Origin of the sequence: Amycolatopsis thermalba (genome assembly GCF_023376025.1) — a bacterium.
In the GTDB taxonomy this organism is placed as follows: domain Bacteria; phylum Actinomycetota; class Actinomycetes; order Mycobacteriales; family Pseudonocardiaceae; genus Amycolatopsis_E; species Amycolatopsis_E thermalba.
On the sequence record NZ_CP091196.1, the window covers coordinates 5498602 to 5513477 of the forward strand.

Annotated in this window: 15 protein-coding genes; 7 read left to right on the top strand and 8 right to left on the bottom strand. The window is 73.0% G+C overall.

What is annotated here, in order from left to right:
- The first annotated feature begins 9 nt into the window (after positions 1 to 9).
- Positions 10 to 1449 (top strand): amino acid permease, encoded by a 1440-nt coding sequence (locus L1857_RS26665; RefSeq protein ID WP_094009019.1) that lies wholly within the window; start codon positions 10 to 12, stop codon positions 1447 to 1449.
- Here L1857_RS26665 and L1857_RS26670 read toward each other — a convergent pair.
- Positions 1439 to 2071 (bottom strand): DUF6885 family protein, encoded by a 633-nt coding sequence (locus tag L1857_RS26670; RefSeq protein ID WP_094009020.1) that lies wholly within the window; start codon positions 2069 to 2071, stop codon positions 1439 to 1441. The two genes, L1857_RS26665 and L1857_RS26670, sit on opposite strands and share 11 nt — an antisense overlap.
- Positions 2071 to 3417 carry a type I glutamate--ammonia ligase gene (locus tag L1857_RS26675; RefSeq protein WP_249466616.1) on the bottom strand — a complete coding sequence of 449 codons (1347 nt, stop codon included), beginning with the start codon at positions 3415 to 3417 and terminating at the stop codon, positions 2071 to 2073. Before L1857_RS26675 ends, L1857_RS26670 begins: the two co-directional genes overlap by 1 nt.
- Positions 3418 to 3841: 424 nt before the next feature.
- Between L1857_RS26675 and L1857_RS26680 the strand changes: the two genes are divergently transcribed.
- Together L1857_RS26680 and L1857_RS26685 are read left to right on the top strand one after the other, a co-directional pair.
- Positions 3842 to 4024 (top strand): DUF7455 domain-containing protein, encoded by a 183-nt coding sequence (locus tag L1857_RS26680; RefSeq protein WP_017983718.1) that lies wholly within the window; start codon positions 3842 to 3844, stop codon positions 4022 to 4024.
- Positions 4025 to 4177: 153 nt separating this feature from the next.
- On the top strand, positions 4178 to 5509 hold the full coding sequence (locus tag L1857_RS26685; protein ID WP_094009022.1) for a PepSY-associated TM helix domain-containing protein: 1332 nt from the start codon (positions 4178 to 4180) through the stop codon (positions 5507 to 5509).
- 214 nt (positions 5510 to 5723) lie between these two features.
- Here L1857_RS26685 and L1857_RS26690 read toward each other — a convergent pair whose 3' ends face one another.
- Positions 5724 to 7487: a DEAD/DEAH box helicase gene (locus tag L1857_RS26690; protein WP_249466618.1), complete on the bottom strand. Its 1764-nt coding sequence runs from the start codon at positions 7485 to 7487 to the stop codon at positions 5724 to 5726.
- 212 nt (positions 7488 to 7699) lie between these two features.
- Here L1857_RS26690 and L1857_RS26695 point away from each other — a divergent pair, with 212 nt between their 5' ends.
- Positions 7700 to 8785 (top strand): YihY/virulence factor BrkB family protein, encoded by a 1086-nt coding sequence (locus tag L1857_RS26695; protein ID WP_094009024.1) that lies wholly within the window; start codon positions 7700 to 7702, stop codon positions 8783 to 8785.
- On the opposite strand, the gene L1857_RS26700 is transcribed toward L1857_RS26695, so the two are convergent.
- Entirely contained in the window at positions 8746 to 9000 is a 255-nt protein-coding gene (locus L1857_RS26700) for a DUF3039 domain-containing protein (RefSeq protein ID WP_094009025.1), read from the bottom strand. The two genes, L1857_RS26695 and L1857_RS26700, sit on opposite strands and share 40 nt — an antisense overlap.
- A gap of 76 nt (positions 9001 to 9076) precedes the next feature.
- Between L1857_RS26700 and L1857_RS26705 the strand changes: the two genes are divergently transcribed.
- The 3 genes from L1857_RS26705 (at position 9077) to L1857_RS26715 (ending at position 11282) form a co-directional block, all read left to right on the top strand.
- Positions 9077 to 9451 (top strand): tautomerase family protein, encoded by a 375-nt coding sequence (locus tag L1857_RS26705; protein ID WP_094009026.1) that lies wholly within the window; start codon positions 9077 to 9079, stop codon positions 9449 to 9451.
- 62 nt (positions 9452 to 9513) lie between these two features.
- Positions 9514 to 10419, top strand: a complete 906-nt coding sequence (locus L1857_RS26710) for a pseudouridine-5'-phosphate glycosidase (RefSeq protein ID WP_249466622.1) — start codon at positions 9514 to 9516, stop codon at positions 10417 to 10419.
- Positions 10416 to 11282: a carbohydrate kinase family protein gene (locus L1857_RS26715; protein ID WP_116109876.1), complete on the top strand. Its 867-nt coding sequence runs from the start codon at positions 10416 to 10418 to the stop codon at positions 11280 to 11282. The genes L1857_RS26710 and L1857_RS26715 overlap by 4 nt, the downstream gene beginning before the upstream one ends.
- Positions 11283 to 11509: 227 nt before the next feature.
- Here L1857_RS26715 and L1857_RS26720 read toward each other — a convergent pair whose 3' ends face one another.
- From L1857_RS26720 to L1857_RS26735, 4 genes are read right to left on the bottom strand one after another with little or no spacing between them, the layout of a single operon-like run.
- Positions 11510 to 11860 carry a DUF3099 domain-containing protein gene (locus L1857_RS26720; RefSeq protein ID WP_249466624.1) on the bottom strand — a complete coding sequence of 117 codons (351 nt, stop codon included), beginning with the start codon at positions 11858 to 11860 and terminating at the stop codon, positions 11510 to 11512.
- A 38-nt stretch (positions 11861 to 11898) separates the two neighbouring features.
- Positions 11899 to 12999, bottom strand: coding sequence for a M20 family metallopeptidase (locus L1857_RS26725; protein WP_094009030.1), 1101 nt, complete (start codon positions 12997 to 12999; stop codon positions 11899 to 11901).
- An 11-nt stretch (positions 13000 to 13010) separates the two neighbouring features.
- A complete protein-coding gene (locus tag L1857_RS26730) occupies positions 13011 to 13556 on the bottom strand; it encodes a DinB family protein (protein ID WP_094009031.1) in 546 nt (181 codons plus the stop codon).
- The gene (locus L1857_RS26735; protein WP_094009032.1) at positions 13553 to 14836 is read right to left on the bottom strand and encodes an amidohydrolase; all 1284 of its coding nucleotides are present in this window, start codon (positions 14834 to 14836) and stop codon (positions 13553 to 13555) included. The genes L1857_RS26730 and L1857_RS26735 overlap by 4 nt, the downstream gene beginning before the upstream one ends.
- Between the last annotated feature and the right edge of the window lie 40 nt (positions 14837 to 14876).

The window sequence follows — 14876 nt, forward strand, 5'->3', positions numbered from 1 at the left end:
CGTTCCACCATGGGCATCACCCGAACGCTCGACGTCAACGAAGTCCTCGCCCGGCAGGAGTCCAGCGACCTGAAGCGCCGCCTGCGGGCCAGGGATCTGGTCGGCTTCGGCGTCGGGATCATCATCGGCACCGGCATCTTCACGCTCGCGGGCGTGGAGGCCAAGACGCACGCCGGGCCGGCCGTGACGTTGTCGTTCGTGATCGGGGCCGTCGTCGCGGGCCTGGCGGCGCTCTGCTACGCCGAGCTGGCCTCCAGCGTGCCCACCGCGGGCAGCGCCTACACCTACGCCTTCGCCACCCTCGGCGAGGTGTTCGCCTGGATCATCGGCTGGGACCTGCTCCTCGAATTCGCCCTCGGGGCCGCCGTCGTGTCGCGCGGGTGGTCCGGGTATCTCGCCAACCTGCTCGGCCTGCCCCAGGAGTGGTTCGGCGAGGACGCCACCGTCAACGTCGGCGCCGTCGCGATCATCGCGATCCTCACCGTCGTCGCCGTGCTCGGGATCCGCGAGTCGGCCCGGGTGACGAACGTGCTGGTACTCGTCAAGGTCGCGGTGTGCGTCCTGATCATCGCCGTGGGCGTGTTCTTCATCAAGGGCGCCAACCTGACCCCGTTCATCCCGCCGGCCCGGCCGGGCGAGAGCGGCGCGAGCGTGCTGCACCAACCGGTCGTGCAGGCCGGGCTCGGGCTCGAACAGTCCATCTACGGCATCGGCGGTGTGCTGTCGGCCGCGGCGATCGTGTTCTTCGCCTACACCGGGTTCGAGGCGCTGGCCAACCTCGGCGAGGAGACCCGCAACCCGCGCAAGGACCTGCGCGTCGGCATCCTCGGCGCCCTCGGCGTGTGCGCCCTGCTCTACATCGGCGTCTCGCTGGTGCTGACCGGCATGGTGCCGTTCACCGACATCGACGCCGGTGCCCCGCTCGCCGCCGCGTTCGACTCGGTCGGCCAGCACTGGGTCAGCGCCCTCATCTCGCTGGGCGCGGTCACCGGCCTGACCTCGGTGATGATGGTCGAGCTGGTCACCATCGGCCGCATCGGGTTCGCGATGGGCCGCGACGGGCTGCTGCCCAAGCCGATCGGCACCACCCACCCGCGCTGGGGCACGCCGCACCGGATGACGATCAGCGGCGCGATCCTGATCGCCCTGCTCGCGGCGTTCGTGCCGATCACCGAACTGTCCGACATGGTCAGCATCGGCGCGCTGTCGGCGATGGTGATCGTCGCGATCGCGGTGCCCGTGCTGCGCCACAAGCGCCCCGACCTCCAGCGGCCCTTCACCGTCCCGCTGTCCCCGGTGCTGCCGATCGTCGCCGCGCTGGCGTGCCTGTACCTGATGCTGAACCTGGACGTGCTGACCTGGATCCGGTTCGCCGTGTGGCTCGCCATCGGGCTGACCATCTACTTCGCCTACGGCCGCAGACACTCCCGGCTCGCGCCTAAGGAGTGAGGCGCGCCCGCGCGACGAGCGCCAGCGCCGCGGGCGCGTCGGCGGCGGGCACCACCAGCAGCAGCCCGCGCAGTGCCGCGACGACCCGGTCCAGCATCTGCAGGTGCACGCCGTCCCGGCCGATCGAGCGGTAACCGTCCACCACGGCCACGAGCGTGCCGCCGGGACCGCTGACCGTGCCCGCGAGGAACACCGGATTCCGGGCGTGCCAACGGGAACTCCAGAACGGCGGCAGCCCGCCGTCGAGGTAGTCGCGCAGAGCCCGGTCCGGCGTGTCCGGCGCGCCGAGGTCCGCGGTGTCCACAAAGGCCACCAGCGTGACGTCCAGCTCGGGCACACCGGCCAGGATCGCCCGGAGCGCCGCGGCGGTCCACGCGCCCTCCGCGGGGACCGCCGTCAGCTCGCCCCCGGACAACTCGGCGATCGCCGCCGCGGCCGACGCCGGTGACGACCCGGCGGAGGCGGTGTCGTCCTGGCTCGCCACCGCGATTCCGTGCGCCCGCAGGGAAACCAGCGTGACGAACGCGGCCGACTCGCTCTTCTGCTGCGGCATTTCGGCCCGCGCGAGGTCGACGAGGCGCGCGGCGCCGGGGAACCAGCGCACCTCGTCGAGCAGCGCCACTAGTACCGCCAGAGGTGGGCGGCGACGATGTCCTCGACCGTCCGATCGGCGGCCCAGCGCCGGTCGGAGGCCCGCACCGCGCGGAACGCGCAGAGCAGCTCCGCCCCCAGCGCCGCACGCATCCGGCCACTCGATGCCAGCGCCCTGTCCTGTTCGTCCGGAGTGTCCGGAAGGCGGGTGATTCCGGCGGCCGCACGGCGGTCCTCGGTCCAGGTGCCCGGGTCCTCACCCACCGGGTCCGGCAGGGCAAGCCCGTCCGCCAGCCCCTCGACCCCGGCCGTGATCACCGCGGCGAGCGCCAGGTACGGGTTGGCCGAGGCGTCGCACGGCTTCAGCTCGACGTTGGCGTGGTCGTCGCCGAGCAACGCCGACCCCGGCACGTACCGCAGCGGGGCCTCCCGGTTCTCCACGCCCCAGAACGCGTACGCGCTGGCGAAGTAGCCCGGCCGCAGCCGCAGCGTGGACGGCACGCTGGGCGCTGTCACCGCGGTGATCGCGGGCAGGTCCCGCAGCAGCCCGGCGAGGTAGCCGGCCCCGTCGCCGTCCGGCAGCCCGGCCAGCAGGTTGCGTCCCCTGCGCCACACCGAGGTGTGCAGGTGCCAGCCGTTGCCCGCCGCGTCCGGGCTGACGATCGGCGCGAAGCTCAGCCGCAGGCCGTGCCGGTGCGCGGCGGCGTGCAGGGTCTGGCGGGCCAGCAGCTGGTCGTCGGCGGCGGACACCGGGTCGGTCGCCGCGAGCGAGAGTTCCAGCTGCGCCAGGCCGTATTCGGCGTGGAACTGGTTCAACCGCAGGCCGTTGGCCTCGAAGTCGTGCAGCACGGTCGCGACGAAGTCGTCGAGCGGGATCAGCGCGTGCGGGCTGTAGGCGGGGCCGTGGTGACCGGGGGCGGAGGCGATGTCCGGCGCCCCGGCTGGCGCGACGGCGAACTCCATTTCGAAACCCGCGCGGATCTCGTAGCCCCGCCTGGCCGTGGCGGACACCACGTTCTCCAGGGCCGTGCGCTGGCAGTAGGGCCACGGCGACCCGTCGGCGGCGACCTGCCGTCCGGGCGCCCAGGCGAGCGCCGGCTGCCCCGCGAGCCGCCGTAGGCGGTCGATCACCGGCACGAGACGCACGTCACCGGAGGGCGTGGCCAGCCCGGGGTGGTCGAAGGTGATGACGTCGTGCGTGTCGAACACGGCGAACAACGAGGTGATCCCCACGCCGCGCGTGGCCGCCGCGGCCAGGCCGCTCAGCGGCACGATCCGCGACCGCGGGATGCCGTTGTTGTCGGCCCAGGCGATCTGCGCCCCGCCGACCCCGGCCGCCGCCAGGTCCTTCGCGGCCGCCGACGCCTGCTTCGTCATGACAACGAGTGTCTCGCAGGAACCGGCACTGCCCCGCGCGGGGGATGGTTTCGCACACGGACTGATCACGATCTCACCTCGGACCGGTCCGCCGAATTCCGCTGAGAACGAACAAGCCCGTCCGCGCGGCCGCTTGACACCCGTTTTCCCGGGCCGGGTTCCGCCTCATCACACTGGTCCTGACCACGGGAAACAGGTTTCCGGCAGTCCTCTTCGTCCCGGCTGGCGGGATTGATCTACGACATCCGGGGTAATTCTGCGTGACACACATCCCACACAGCCGGGAACACTTGCCAGGCGCTCAACGTCTGCAAGAGTGGAGGCCAGCGAACACCGCGGAGCCGACGGGCAACCGCAGGGCCGAAGTGGTCGCCGCTGGATCGATGGCATCGGGCAGCCGATGCCGGGACGGAGGGAGACTCCAATGACATCACCGACGCTCACCCGCCCCGAGTTGACCGCAGCCGACCGTTGTGACCGGTGCGGCGCTGCAGCACAGGTACGAGCCATCCTCTCCAGCGGTGGCGAGCTGCTCTTCTGCGGCCACCACGCCCGCGAGTACGAGTCGAAGCTCAAGGAGATCGCTGCGGAGATCCAGCGCGGCTGAGCCAGACCACAGACAGCGAGCGGGCGCCCGGACGGACCGGGCGCCCGTTTTCGTTTGTCCCCGCCGGAATTGTGCCCGGCGTCACACCGGGAACCACCGCGCCGCTCCCGGCGACCTGGAGGGAAAGCCGGTCCCTCCCCGCCGAGGAGCAGCATGACGACGGACGACCTCCGCCAGCCGGCCGCGCCGACCGTCGCCGCGGCGCGCGGGACGCTGCGCCCGGTCCTGCTGCGCCTGCACTTCTGCGCCGGGATCCTCGTCGGCCCGTTCCTGCTGGTGGCCGCGATCACCGGCCTGCTGTACGTGTTCGCGCCGCAGCTCGAGCAGGTCGTCTACGACCACGAGCTGCACGTGCCGGCCGGGACAACGACGCAGACGCTGGCCGCCCAGGTCGCCACCGCGGAGGCCGCCGTCCCGGAAGGCACGTTGTACAGCGTGCGGCCCGGGCCGACGGCGACCGACACCACGCAGGTCGTCTTCACGGTCGACGGCCTGCCCGAGAGCTACTACCGGACCGCCTTCGTCAACCCCTACGACGGCGAGCTGCGCGGCGTGCTGGACACCTACGGCTCCGGGGGCGCGATGCCGATCCGGGGCTGGCTGGACAACCTGCACCGCAACCTCCACCTGGGCGAGGCCGGCCGGCTCTACAGCGAGCTGGCGGCGAGCTGGCTGGCGGTCGTGGTGGCCGGCGGGCTGGTCCTGTGGTGGGGCCGCCGCCGCAAGCGCCGGGCCGCGACCGGCCGGGCACGCACGCTGTCCTGGCACGCCACCACCGGCACCGGGGTGGCGCTGGTGCTGTTCTTCCTGTCCGCGACCGGGCTGACCTGGTCGCAGTTCGCCGGGCAGAACATTTCCGAGGTGCGGGCCGCGCTGAGCTGGCAGACGCCGTCGGTGCCGTCGAAACTGCCCGCCGCGACCGCGGCCCCGGCGGTGGGTTTCGACGAGGCGCTGGCCGCGGCGCGCACGGCCGGTCTGGACAACCCGGTCGAAATCACCCCGCCCGCGGCCGGCAAGGCGTACGTGGTGAAGCAGATCCAGCGCAGCTGGCCGGAGAAGCAGGACGCGGCCGCGATCGACCCGGGCACCGGCGAGGTGCTCGGCGTCCTGCGGTTCGCGGACTGGCCACTGGCCGCGAAGCTGGCGCGCTGGGGCATCGACGCGCACATGGGCCTGCTGTTCGGCCTGGCGAACCAGATCGTGCTGGCGGTGGTGATGGTCGGCCTGATCGCGCTGATCGGGTGGGGCTACCGCATGTGGTGGCAGCGCCGCCCGACCGGGCGCGCCCTGGGCCGCCCCTACCCGCGCGGCTCACTGCGGCGGCTGCCCAGGAGGGTGCTGGTGCCGCTGGCCGCCGCCGGCATCGTGGCCGGCTGGTTCGCGCCGGTCTTCGGGCTGTCGTTGCTGGCGTTCCTGCTGCTCGACGGATTCCTCGGGTGGCGGGCCCACCGCGCCGGGACTGCGGTGCCGCGCAGCGGGACGTAGCCGCCGCGCAGGGCAGGGGCCGTGCGCTCCGGCACTTGGCCCTAGGAGTCGCGAAGCCACCCGGCAACGGCCCACCCAGGACGCACTGCGCCCCGACCGCCGCTGCGTAGGGCGGCGCTCCCCGGCCGGGTCAGCCATCCGTGGCCGCCGCGGCCAGCGGGTTCGCTGCCGTCCCCGTGGTCACCACGCCGGTCGCGCTCCGAGGGAGCCCGGCTCACCAGGAGCGCAGCGTCGCGATCCGCTCCTCCAGCTGCTCCATCGTCGCCATCGCCGTCGGTGGGCCGCCGCAGGCACGGCGCAGCTCGCTGTGGATCGCGCCGTGCGGTTTGCGCGTGCGGTGGTGGTACATGCCCACCAGGGTGTTCAGCTCCTTGCGCAGCGCGGCGATCCGCTCGTTCACCGACTGCGGCCGCGGCGCCGGCGCCGGGACCTGCTCCTTCTCCGGCTTGCGGCGGCTCGCGTCGGCCAGCTGCTCCTCCTGCCGCTTGCGCAGCAGCGCCCGCACCTGGTCCGGCTCCAGCAGGCCGGGCAGCCCCAGGTACTCCTGCTCCTCCTCGCTGCCGGAGAACACCGCGGTGCCGAAGGAGTTGCCGTCGTAGATCACCTGGTCCAGCTCGGCCGAGGCGCCCAGCGACGTGAACGCCTTCTCCTCCTCGCCGGGCTCGTCCTCGGTGCGGTTGGCCTGCGCCAGCAGCTCGTCGTCCCAGCCGTCCTTCTCCCGGTGCGGCTTGCCGAGCACGTGGTCGCGCTGCGCCTCCAGCTCGCTGGCCAGCTCCAGCAGCACCGGCACGCTCGGCAGGAACACGCTCGCCGTCTCGCCCTTGCGCCGCGCCCGCACGAACCGCCCGATGGCCTGGGCGAAGAACAGCGGCGTCGACGCGCTCGTGGCGTACACGCCGACCGCCAGGCGCGGCACGTCGACACCTTCGGACACCATCCGCACCGCGACCAGCCACCGGTCGGTCGACTCGGAGAACTCGCCGATCCGCGCGGTCGCCTTCGGGTCGTCGGACAGCACCACGGTGGGCGCCTCGCCGGTGATCCGCGCCAGGATCTTCGCGTAGGCGCGCGCCGACTCCTGGTCGGTGGCGATGACCAGACCACCGGCGTCCGGGATGCCGCCGCTGCGCAGCTGCTGCAGCCGGGTGTCCGCGGCCTGCAGGACCGACGGGATCCACTCGCCGCCGGGGTCGAGCGCGGTGCGCCACGCGCGGGCGGTCTGCTCGGCCGTCAGCGGCTCCCCCAGCCGCGCGGTGAACTCCTCCCCCGCGCTGGTGCGCCAGGACGCCTCACCGCTGTAGGCGAGGAACACGACCGGCCGGACGACGCCGTCGGCGAGCGCGTCGGCGTAGCCGTAGGCGTGGTCGGCCTTGCTGCGCAGCGAGCCGTCGCCGTCGGGCTCGTAGGTGACGAACGGGATCGGCGAGTCGTCGCTGCGGAACGGGGTACCGGTCAGCGCCAGGCGCCGCACGGCCGGCGTGAACGCCTCGCGGATCGCGTCGCCCCAGCTCTTCGCGTCACCGCCGTGGTGGATCTCGTCGAGGATGACCAGCGTCTTGCGGCCCTCGGTGCGCACCCTGTGCAGGGTCGGGTGGGCGGCCACCTGCGCGTACGTCAGGGCCACGCCGCGGTAGTCGGCCGCGACGGCGCCCTGGCCGTTGCGGTAGTTCGAGTCGATCGGGATGCCGGCCATGGCCGCCGAGGCGGCCCACTGGTGCTTGAGGTGCTCGGTCGGGGTCACGATGGTGACCGCCTCGACCGTGCGATCGGACAGCAGCTCGGCGGCGATGCGCAGGCCGAACACCGTCTTGCCGGCACCGGGCGTCGCGACGGCGAGGAAGTCCTGCGGCTGCGTGCTCAGGTACTTCGTCAGCGCCCGGCGCTGCCAGGCCCGCAGCGGGCGGGCGGTGGAGTCGTGCTGGGGCTCGGGTGCGGCGAAGCCCTGACCGGTCCGATTACCCTGGGCCGTGTCCGACAAGGGATTCCTCCCCCTCCTCTCGCCGACGATGGAACGCGACATGCGAATGCCCCCACGGAACTGCCCGGCCGCGACGCCGGACGGGGGTGAGGGCGGCTCATCGGAGATTACCCGTCCCCACCGACAAGGGCCGCGAACGGCACGGCGGAGTTGAACACGCCACAGCTCTTGACAAGCCAAACCGCGCCGCTTCCGCCATGCTTGGGGCTGAGATGAGTGCACCGTCCGACGAGACGCCCGAGGCCGCCGCCCGCCGCAAGGGCCCAGCGCGCCTGCTCGGGCGCACGCTCAACAAGGCGTGGGAAGGCAACATCTTCTCGGAGTCGGCGGAGGCGGCCTTCTGGCAGACGCTGTCGCTCCCGCCGCTGCTGCTCGGGCTGCTGGGCAGCCTCGGGTTCATGGGCGACTGGTTCGGCCAGGGCTTCGTCACCGCGGTGCACGACCGGATCATCACGTTCGCGGACAAGATCTTCAGCGACAGCGTCGTCACCCAGATCATCGAACCGACGGTCGACGACATCCTGACCATCGGCAAGGGCGAGATCGTCTCGGTCGGCTTCCTGATCTCGCTGTGGGCGGGCTCGTCGGCGATGTCGTCGTTCGTCGACGCGATCACCGTGGCGCACGACCAGTACGGTGTGCGCAACGAGGTGTGGCAGCGGATCTACGCGCTGCTGCTCTACCTGGCCAGCCTGGTGCTGCTGGTGGTCGGCCTGCCGATCATCGCGGTCGGGCCGGACATCCTGATCGACTTCCTGCCGGACGGCTGGGCGCCGACGATCACCACCTGGATCAGCTGGCTGTACTACCCGGTGATCGGGGTGCTGCTGGTCCTGGCCGTGGCGACGCTGTACAAGCTGGCCCTGCCGCGCCGGCTGCCGTGGCACCGCGGGCTGCCCGGCGCGGTGCTGGCGATGGTGATCTTCCTGCTGGCGAGCGTCGGGCTGCGGGTCTACCTGTCGTGGATCACCAGCACCGGCTACACCTACGGCGCGCTGGCCACCCCGATCGCGTTCCTGCTGTTCACGTTCTTCATCGGCATGGCCATCGTCGGCGGCGCCTACTTCAACGCCGCGATCCAGGAGCTGTGGCCGGCGAAGATGACCCGCCGCCAGCGCCGCAAGTGGCGGCGGCTGGAGATGGAACGCGCCAAGGAACGCCTGCGCGAGGACTCGCCGTCACTGTGGGAGCGCACGACGCAGCCGCTGCGCAAGCCGCGCAAGCCGGAGGAGGCCCCGGCGGAGGAGGACCTCGCGGATCAGTCCTCGCCGTCCGGACCGGGGCGCAAGCCCTCGTAGATCTCCTTGCACGCCGGGCACACCGGCGAGCCGGGCTTGGGCGAGCGGGTGACGGGGAAGACCTCGCCGCACAGCGCCACCACGTACGTGCCCATGACCGCGCTTTCGGCGATCTTGTCCTTGCGCACGTAGTGGAAGACCTTCGGCTGATCGCTGTCGGTCTCCTCGGTGGACTCCGGGCGGGTGTCTACCTCGGGCAGCGTCGATGTGCTCATGTGCCCATTTTGCCGCAGCGCCCCGGCACGGCGACACCGGTGGGCATCTGTACCTATTGGTATGTACAGTGAGGGCATGCCTCTCGTTCGCATCGACGCCCTGCCCACCCACGACGACGCCACGCTGGCCGCCCTGGGCGACGCCGTCCACCAGGCCATGACCGAGACGATCGACGTGCCCGCGGACGACCTGTTCCAGGTCATCTCGACCGGGGGCCTGCTGCGGTACGGCACCTACCCTGGCATCCGCCGGGACGACGGGGTCGTGTTCGTCAGCATCACCATGCGGGTGGGCCGCACCGACGCGCAGAAGAAGGCGCTCTACGCGCGGATCGCGGAACTGGCCGCCGAGCGGGCCGGGATCGAACCGCGGAACGTGTTCGTCAGCGTGACGGAGAACCACCCGGTGGACTGGTCCATGGGGGAGGGCGTGGCGCAGTACCTGAAGTGAGGCGGCCCGGCTCGCCCACCCGCCGGGGCTCTCCCCCGGACCGTCGGTGAAGATGGTCCCTCGTGACACCCCCGATATCCCTGGCCGACGAGGTCGCCGACGCCGTGCACAGCGGCCGCGCGGTCGTCGCGCTGGAAAGCACGATCCTGTCCCACGGCCTGCCCCCGGGCCGCAACCTCGCGGTCGCGAACCGGCTGGAGGAGACCGTCCGGAAGGCCGGCGCGGTGCCGGCCACGATCGCGGTGCTCGACGGCGTCGCCCACGCCGGGCTGTCCCGCGCCCAGCTGGAGCGCGTGTGCGCGCCCGACGCGGGGCTGGACAAGCTGTCCCTGCGCGACCTCGGGCCCGCCATCGGGCTCGGCCGCTCGGGCGCGACGACGGTGGCGAGCACCTCGGCGCTGGCGCACGCGGCCGGGATCGGCGTGTTCGCCACCGGCGGGCTGGGCGGCGTGCACCTCGGGGCGAACGAGTCCTGGGACGTCTCGGCCGACCTCGGCGTACTGGCGCGGGTGCCGGTGCTGGTGGTCTGCTCGGGGGTGAAGTCGGTGCTGGACATCGCCGCCACCCTGGAGGTGCTGGAGACGAACTCGGTGCCGGTGCTCGGGTACCGGACCGGCGAGTTCCCCGCGTTCTACCGGCGGACCTCGGGTTTCGGCGTGCCGTGGCGGGTCGACGACCCGGTCGCGGCCGCCGCCGTGGTCGCCGCACACCGGCGGTACGCCTCGTCGGGCGTGCTGCTGGCCAACCCGATCCCGGCCGAGGCGGAGATGGACGCCGAGCTGCACGACCGGTTGCTGGCCGAGGGGCTGGCGCTGCTGGAGTCGCGCGGGGTGCACGGCAAGGAGGTGACGCCGGTGCTGCTGGAGCACTTCCACACCGCCAGCGGCGGGGCGAGCCTGGACGCGAACGAGGAGCTGGTGGTGTCGAACGCGCGGGTCGCGGCCGAGGTCGCGGTGGAGCTCGCGTGAAGGTCGTCGTGGTGGGGGACGCCGGGCTGGACGTGGTGGCCCGGCACGAGGGACCGATCGTCCACGGCGGCGACTCGCGGTCGCGGGTGCGGCTGGCCGGTGGCGGCGCCGGCGCGAACACGGCCGCGTGGCTGGCCGCGAGCGGTGTCGAGACCACGCTGATCGCCCGCGTCGGGGACGACGCGGGTGGGCGGATGGTGCGGGCCGAGCTGGAGGCCGCGGGCGTGTCGTGCGCCTTCGCGGTCGATGCCGCCGTGCCCACGTGCTGCGTCGTGGTGCTGGTGGACGGGTCGGGGCAGCGGAGCATGCTGCCGGACCGGGGCGCGATGGGGCGGTTCGCGCCGGAGGACGTGTCCCCTGCCGCGCTCGACGGTGCGGATCACCTGCACCTGTCCGGGTACGTGCTGCTGGATCCGTCGTCGCGGCCGGCCGGGCTGGCCGCGCTGGCGGCGGCGAAGGAAGCCGGGCTGACGACGTCGGTGGACCCGCAGGCGGCGGCGTTGATCACGGACGCGCGGGCGTTCCTGGCGGACGTGCGCGGGACGGATCTGCTGATGCCCAACACCGCGGAGCTGCTGGCGCTGACCGGTTCGGCGGCACCGTCGGCGGCGAAGGCGCTGCTGGACGACGTCGGCGCGGTGGTGGTGACGGCCGGTCTGGAGGGCGCGACGTGGGTGTCCGCGGACGGCGAGGTGAGCGTCCCGGCGGAGGAGGCCGAGTGCGTGGACTCCACCGGCGCGGGCGACGCCTTCGACGCGGGCGTGCTGGCGGCCTGGCTGCGGGGTGAGTCCACTGTGGACGCCCTGCGGGCGGGCGTACGACTGGGCGCGCGAGCGGTCACGAAGGTGGGCGCGCAACCCTGAGCCTCGCGCCCCGCGAGTCCCACGCTCAAGCCCGCGAGTCCCACGCTCCGGCCCGCGAGTCCCACGCTCAAGCCCGCGAGTCCTACGCTCCGGCCCGCGAGCTCTGCACTCGCGGACGCGAGTGCTGCACCGGGGTTTCCCCGCGAACGTGGAACTCGCCCGCGCGAACGTGGAACTCGCCTGCGGGGGCGTGGGACTCGCGTGCGGGGGCGTGGGACTCGCGGGGGTCAGCCGTCGATGATGCGGTGTTCGCGGTGCTCGATGGCCTTCGCGGAGCGCTGGTAGCGGTTGACCTCCTCCCGCTTGCGCGGGGGGCGGTCGTTGGCGATCAGCACCGCGACCCACGGCAGCGGGACCGAGATGACGATGAACAGCAGCGCGAGCCACCAGGTGTGGTAGAAGAGCCCGGCCAGCACCAGGCACGGGAACCGCATGCCCATCATGAGCATGTACTTGCGCTTGCGGGCCGCGTGTTCCTCTTCGTAGGACGGGGCGGCCTCGGTGATGAGAACGGGGGCGTCCTCGTCGCCGGTGCCCCGGGGGACCTGTTCACCGCGACCACCTCCTGTGCCCTCCATGCTGCCACTTCCCCCGCACCGGCGATACTCGGGTGGCGTTAAATCCCGCACCAGGCGGCACAGATGCGCTTCAGGATCTCCACCGACTCCGCCAGGCGGGTGATCGAGCACCACTCGTCGGTGACGTGCGCCTGCTCCGGCTGGCCGGGGCCGCAGATGAGCGTCGGCACGCCGCCCAGCGCGGGCGTCAGCACGGACGCGTCGGTGAAGTACGTCGCCGTCGCCACCTCCCCGCCGGCGCCCGTGACGTCCCGGACGATCTCGGCCGCCGAAGCCGCCCACTCGTCGCCCGGATCGGTCCACACCGGCGGCAGGTCGATCAGCGGCCGGACCTCGACGCCGGCCACCGAGGCCAGTTCGGCCAGCAGCGCCGCGTGGTCCTGCCCCGCCACCGTGCGGACGTCGACCGTCGCCACCGCGCGGTCGGGTACCGAGTTCGTGTTCAGCCCGCCGGCGAAGGTGCCGACGTTGAGCGTCGGCGGCCCCATCACCGGGTGCGGCTCCACGCCGAACCGGTACTCCGCCAGCCGCGTCACCGCCGCCGCCAGTTTGACGACCGCGTTGTCCCCCAGGTGCGGCATCGACCCGTGCGCGGTGACCCCGGACGCGTGCGCCTCCAGCCACAGCGCGCCCTTGTGGCCGTGGAACGCCACGTTCGCCGTTGGCTCGGTGATCACCAGCGGCCCGCTCGGCCCCAGCCGGTCCGCCACGAACCGCGCGCCCTGCGAGCCGGTCTCCTCCGCCGCCGTCAGCACCAGCCGCAGTCCGGACCGCCGCGGCCGGGACCGCGCGACCGCGACCGCCGCCGTGACGATCGCCGCCACCCCGGCCTTCATGTCGCTCACCCCGCGGCCGTAGACCCGGTCGCCGTCGGTCTCCCCGGCGAACGGGTCGCGCTGCCACGGCGCGCCGCCCAGCGGCACCGTGTCGACGTGCCCGGACAGGCACAGCGGCGGCACGTCGTGCCCGGTCTCCCACTCGGCCACCAGCGTGCCGCGGCCGGGTTCGTGCTCGAACACCTCCAGCCGGAACCCCGCCTCCCGCAGCAGCGGCGCCACGACCTCCAGCGCCGCCGTTTCGGCGTGCCCCACCGTGTCGACCGCGGTCAGCGCGCGGGTGAGCGCGAGTGCGTCGGTCACGTTTCCCTCCTTCAGTACCCGGTCTTGCCGTCGATCCGTTCGCGCAGCAGGTCGGCGTGCCCGTTGTGGCGGGCGTACTCGGCGAGCACGTGCACGATGATCCGGCGCAGCGAGACCGGCTCGCCGGAGGCCGCGTGCACGCCGGTGACGTCCAGCGACGGCGCGTCGGCGACGATCCGCCGCGACTGCTCGCACTCGGCGCGCCACACCGCCAGCGCCTCCGCCGGATCGCCGTCCAGGCGCTCGAAGTCCTGCTCCGGATCGTCGTCGGAGTAGTACAGGACCGGCACGTCCTCGCCGCGGAACTGGATGCGGAACCACCAGCGTTCGACACCGGCGAGGTGGCGCAGCAGCCCGTGCAGGGTCAGGCCCGACGGCGGGATCAGCTTCTCGGACAGGCGATCCGGTGGCACGCCGGCGCACTTGAGCTCGAAGGTCTGCCGGTGCCAGTCGAGGTAGGCGGTGAGGATCTCGCGCTCGTCACCGGTCTTGGGCAGGGGCGGGCGCGTGTCCTCGGCCCACAGCTGGGCGAAGTTGGCGGCCGGGATCTCGGTCATGCTCCGAGCGTGCCACCACCCACCGACAAAAACGTGAGCGCGGCCACGACCAGCGTCTCCACGCCGGTGCGCAGCGTCGGGTGCAGCACCGGCGCGAACCGCGGCGAGTGGTTGGACGGCACGTCCCGCTCGAACCGGCCCTCGGCCATGGCGGTGAGCACGAAGTCCTGGTCCAGCCCGCCGACCAGCCAGAACACCGACGGCACCCCGGCCGCGCGGCCGAACTCGCCGAAGTCCTCGCTGCCGGTGACCAGCGGCGCCTCCATGGTGCGGTCGGCGCCGAAGTGGGCGGTGAAGGCCTCGCTCAGCGTCCGGTTCGCGGCCTCGTCGTTGCTGGTCACCGGGAACGTCGCGATCGGCGTGATCTCCGGGGGCCGTGGCGCGCCCGCCGCGGCCGCCTCGCCCCGGACGATGCGCTCGACCGCGGCCAGCACCCGGGACCGGACCTGCTCGTCGAAGGTGCGGACGTTGACCTCGAGCACGGCTTCCTCGGCGATGATGTTGGGCGCGGTGCCGACGTGCATCGACCCGACGGTCACCACGGCCTGCTCGGTCGCCGCGATCTCGCGGGACACGATCGTCTGCAGCCGCATCACCACCGACGCGGCCAGCACCGCCGGGTCGACGGTCGTCTCCGGCCGGGAGCCGTGCCCGCCGCGGCCGTGCAGCACGATCCGCAGCGAGTCGGTCGCCGCCATCAGCACGCCCGGCCGGGTCAGCACCCAGCCGGCCGGGCCGGGCACGACGTGCTGGCCGAGCACCACGGCGGGTGTGCCGACCAGGTCGAACAGGCCGTCGCGGACCATCGCCTCCGCGCCGTCGCCGACCTCCTCACCGGGCTGGTAGACCACGACGAGGGTGCCCCGCCAGCCGTCCCGCCGCGCGGCGAGCAGCCGGGCGGCGCCGTCGAGCCAGGTGGCGTGCATGTCGTGGCCGCACGCGTGCATGACCGGGACCTCGTCGCCGCCGGCGTTCGGCGCGCGCACCTCGCTGGCGTAGGGCAGGCCGGTCTTCTCGGCGACCGGCAGCGCGTCGATGTCCGCGCGCAGCATCACGGCCGGGCCGTCCCCGTTGCGCAGCACCCCGGCCACGCCGGTGCCGCCGATGCCGGTGTGCACCTCGAACCCGGCCTCACGCAACCGCGCCGCGAGCTTGCCCGCGGTCCGGTGCTCGGCGAACGACAGCTCGGGGTGCCGGTGCAGGTCGACGTAGAGCTCCTGCAGGCCCGGCAGGAGCTCGTCGAGCCCCGCGAACAGCGCTGCCCGGTCCGTGGTGGTCATACGGCCATCACAGCACAGCCGCGGCGGCTCGCGTGGGAGG

Coding starts and splice junctions, on each gene's coding strand:
- L1857_RS26720 (WP_249466624.1), bottom strand. CDS start 11,860: ATGGAGGGCACAGGAGGTGGTCGCGGTGAACAGGTCCCCCGGGGCACC.
- L1857_RS26735 (WP_094009032.1), bottom strand. CDS start 14,836: ATGACCACCACGGACCGGGCAGCGCTGTTCGCGGGGCTCGACGAGCTC.
- L1857_RS26685 (WP_094009022.1), top strand. CDS start 4,178: ATGACGACGGACGACCTCCGCCAGCCGGCCGCGCCGACCGTCGCCGCG.
- L1857_RS26700 (WP_094009025.1), bottom strand. CDS start 9,000: ATGAGCACATCGACGCTGCCCGAGGTAGACACCCGCCCGGAGTCCACC.
- L1857_RS26665 (WP_094009019.1), top strand. CDS start 10: ATGGGCATCACCCGAACGCTCGACGTCAACGAAGTCCTCGCCCGGCAG.
- L1857_RS26675 (WP_249466616.1), bottom strand. CDS start 3,417: ATGACGAAGCAGGCGTCGGCGGCCGCGAAGGACCTGGCGGCGGCCGGG.
- L1857_RS26730 (WP_094009031.1), bottom strand. CDS start 13,556: ATGACCGAGATCCCGGCCGCCAACTTCGCCCAGCTGTGGGCCGAGGAC.
- L1857_RS26705 (WP_094009026.1), top strand. CDS start 9,077: ATGCCTCTCGTTCGCATCGACGCCCTGCCCACCCACGACGACGCCACG.
- L1857_RS26695 (WP_094009024.1), top strand. CDS start 7,700: ATGAGTGCACCGTCCGACGAGACGCCCGAGGCCGCCGCCCGCCGCAAG.
- L1857_RS26680 (WP_017983718.1), top strand. CDS start 3,842: ATGACATCACCGACGCTCACCCGCCCCGAGTTGACCGCAGCCGACCGT.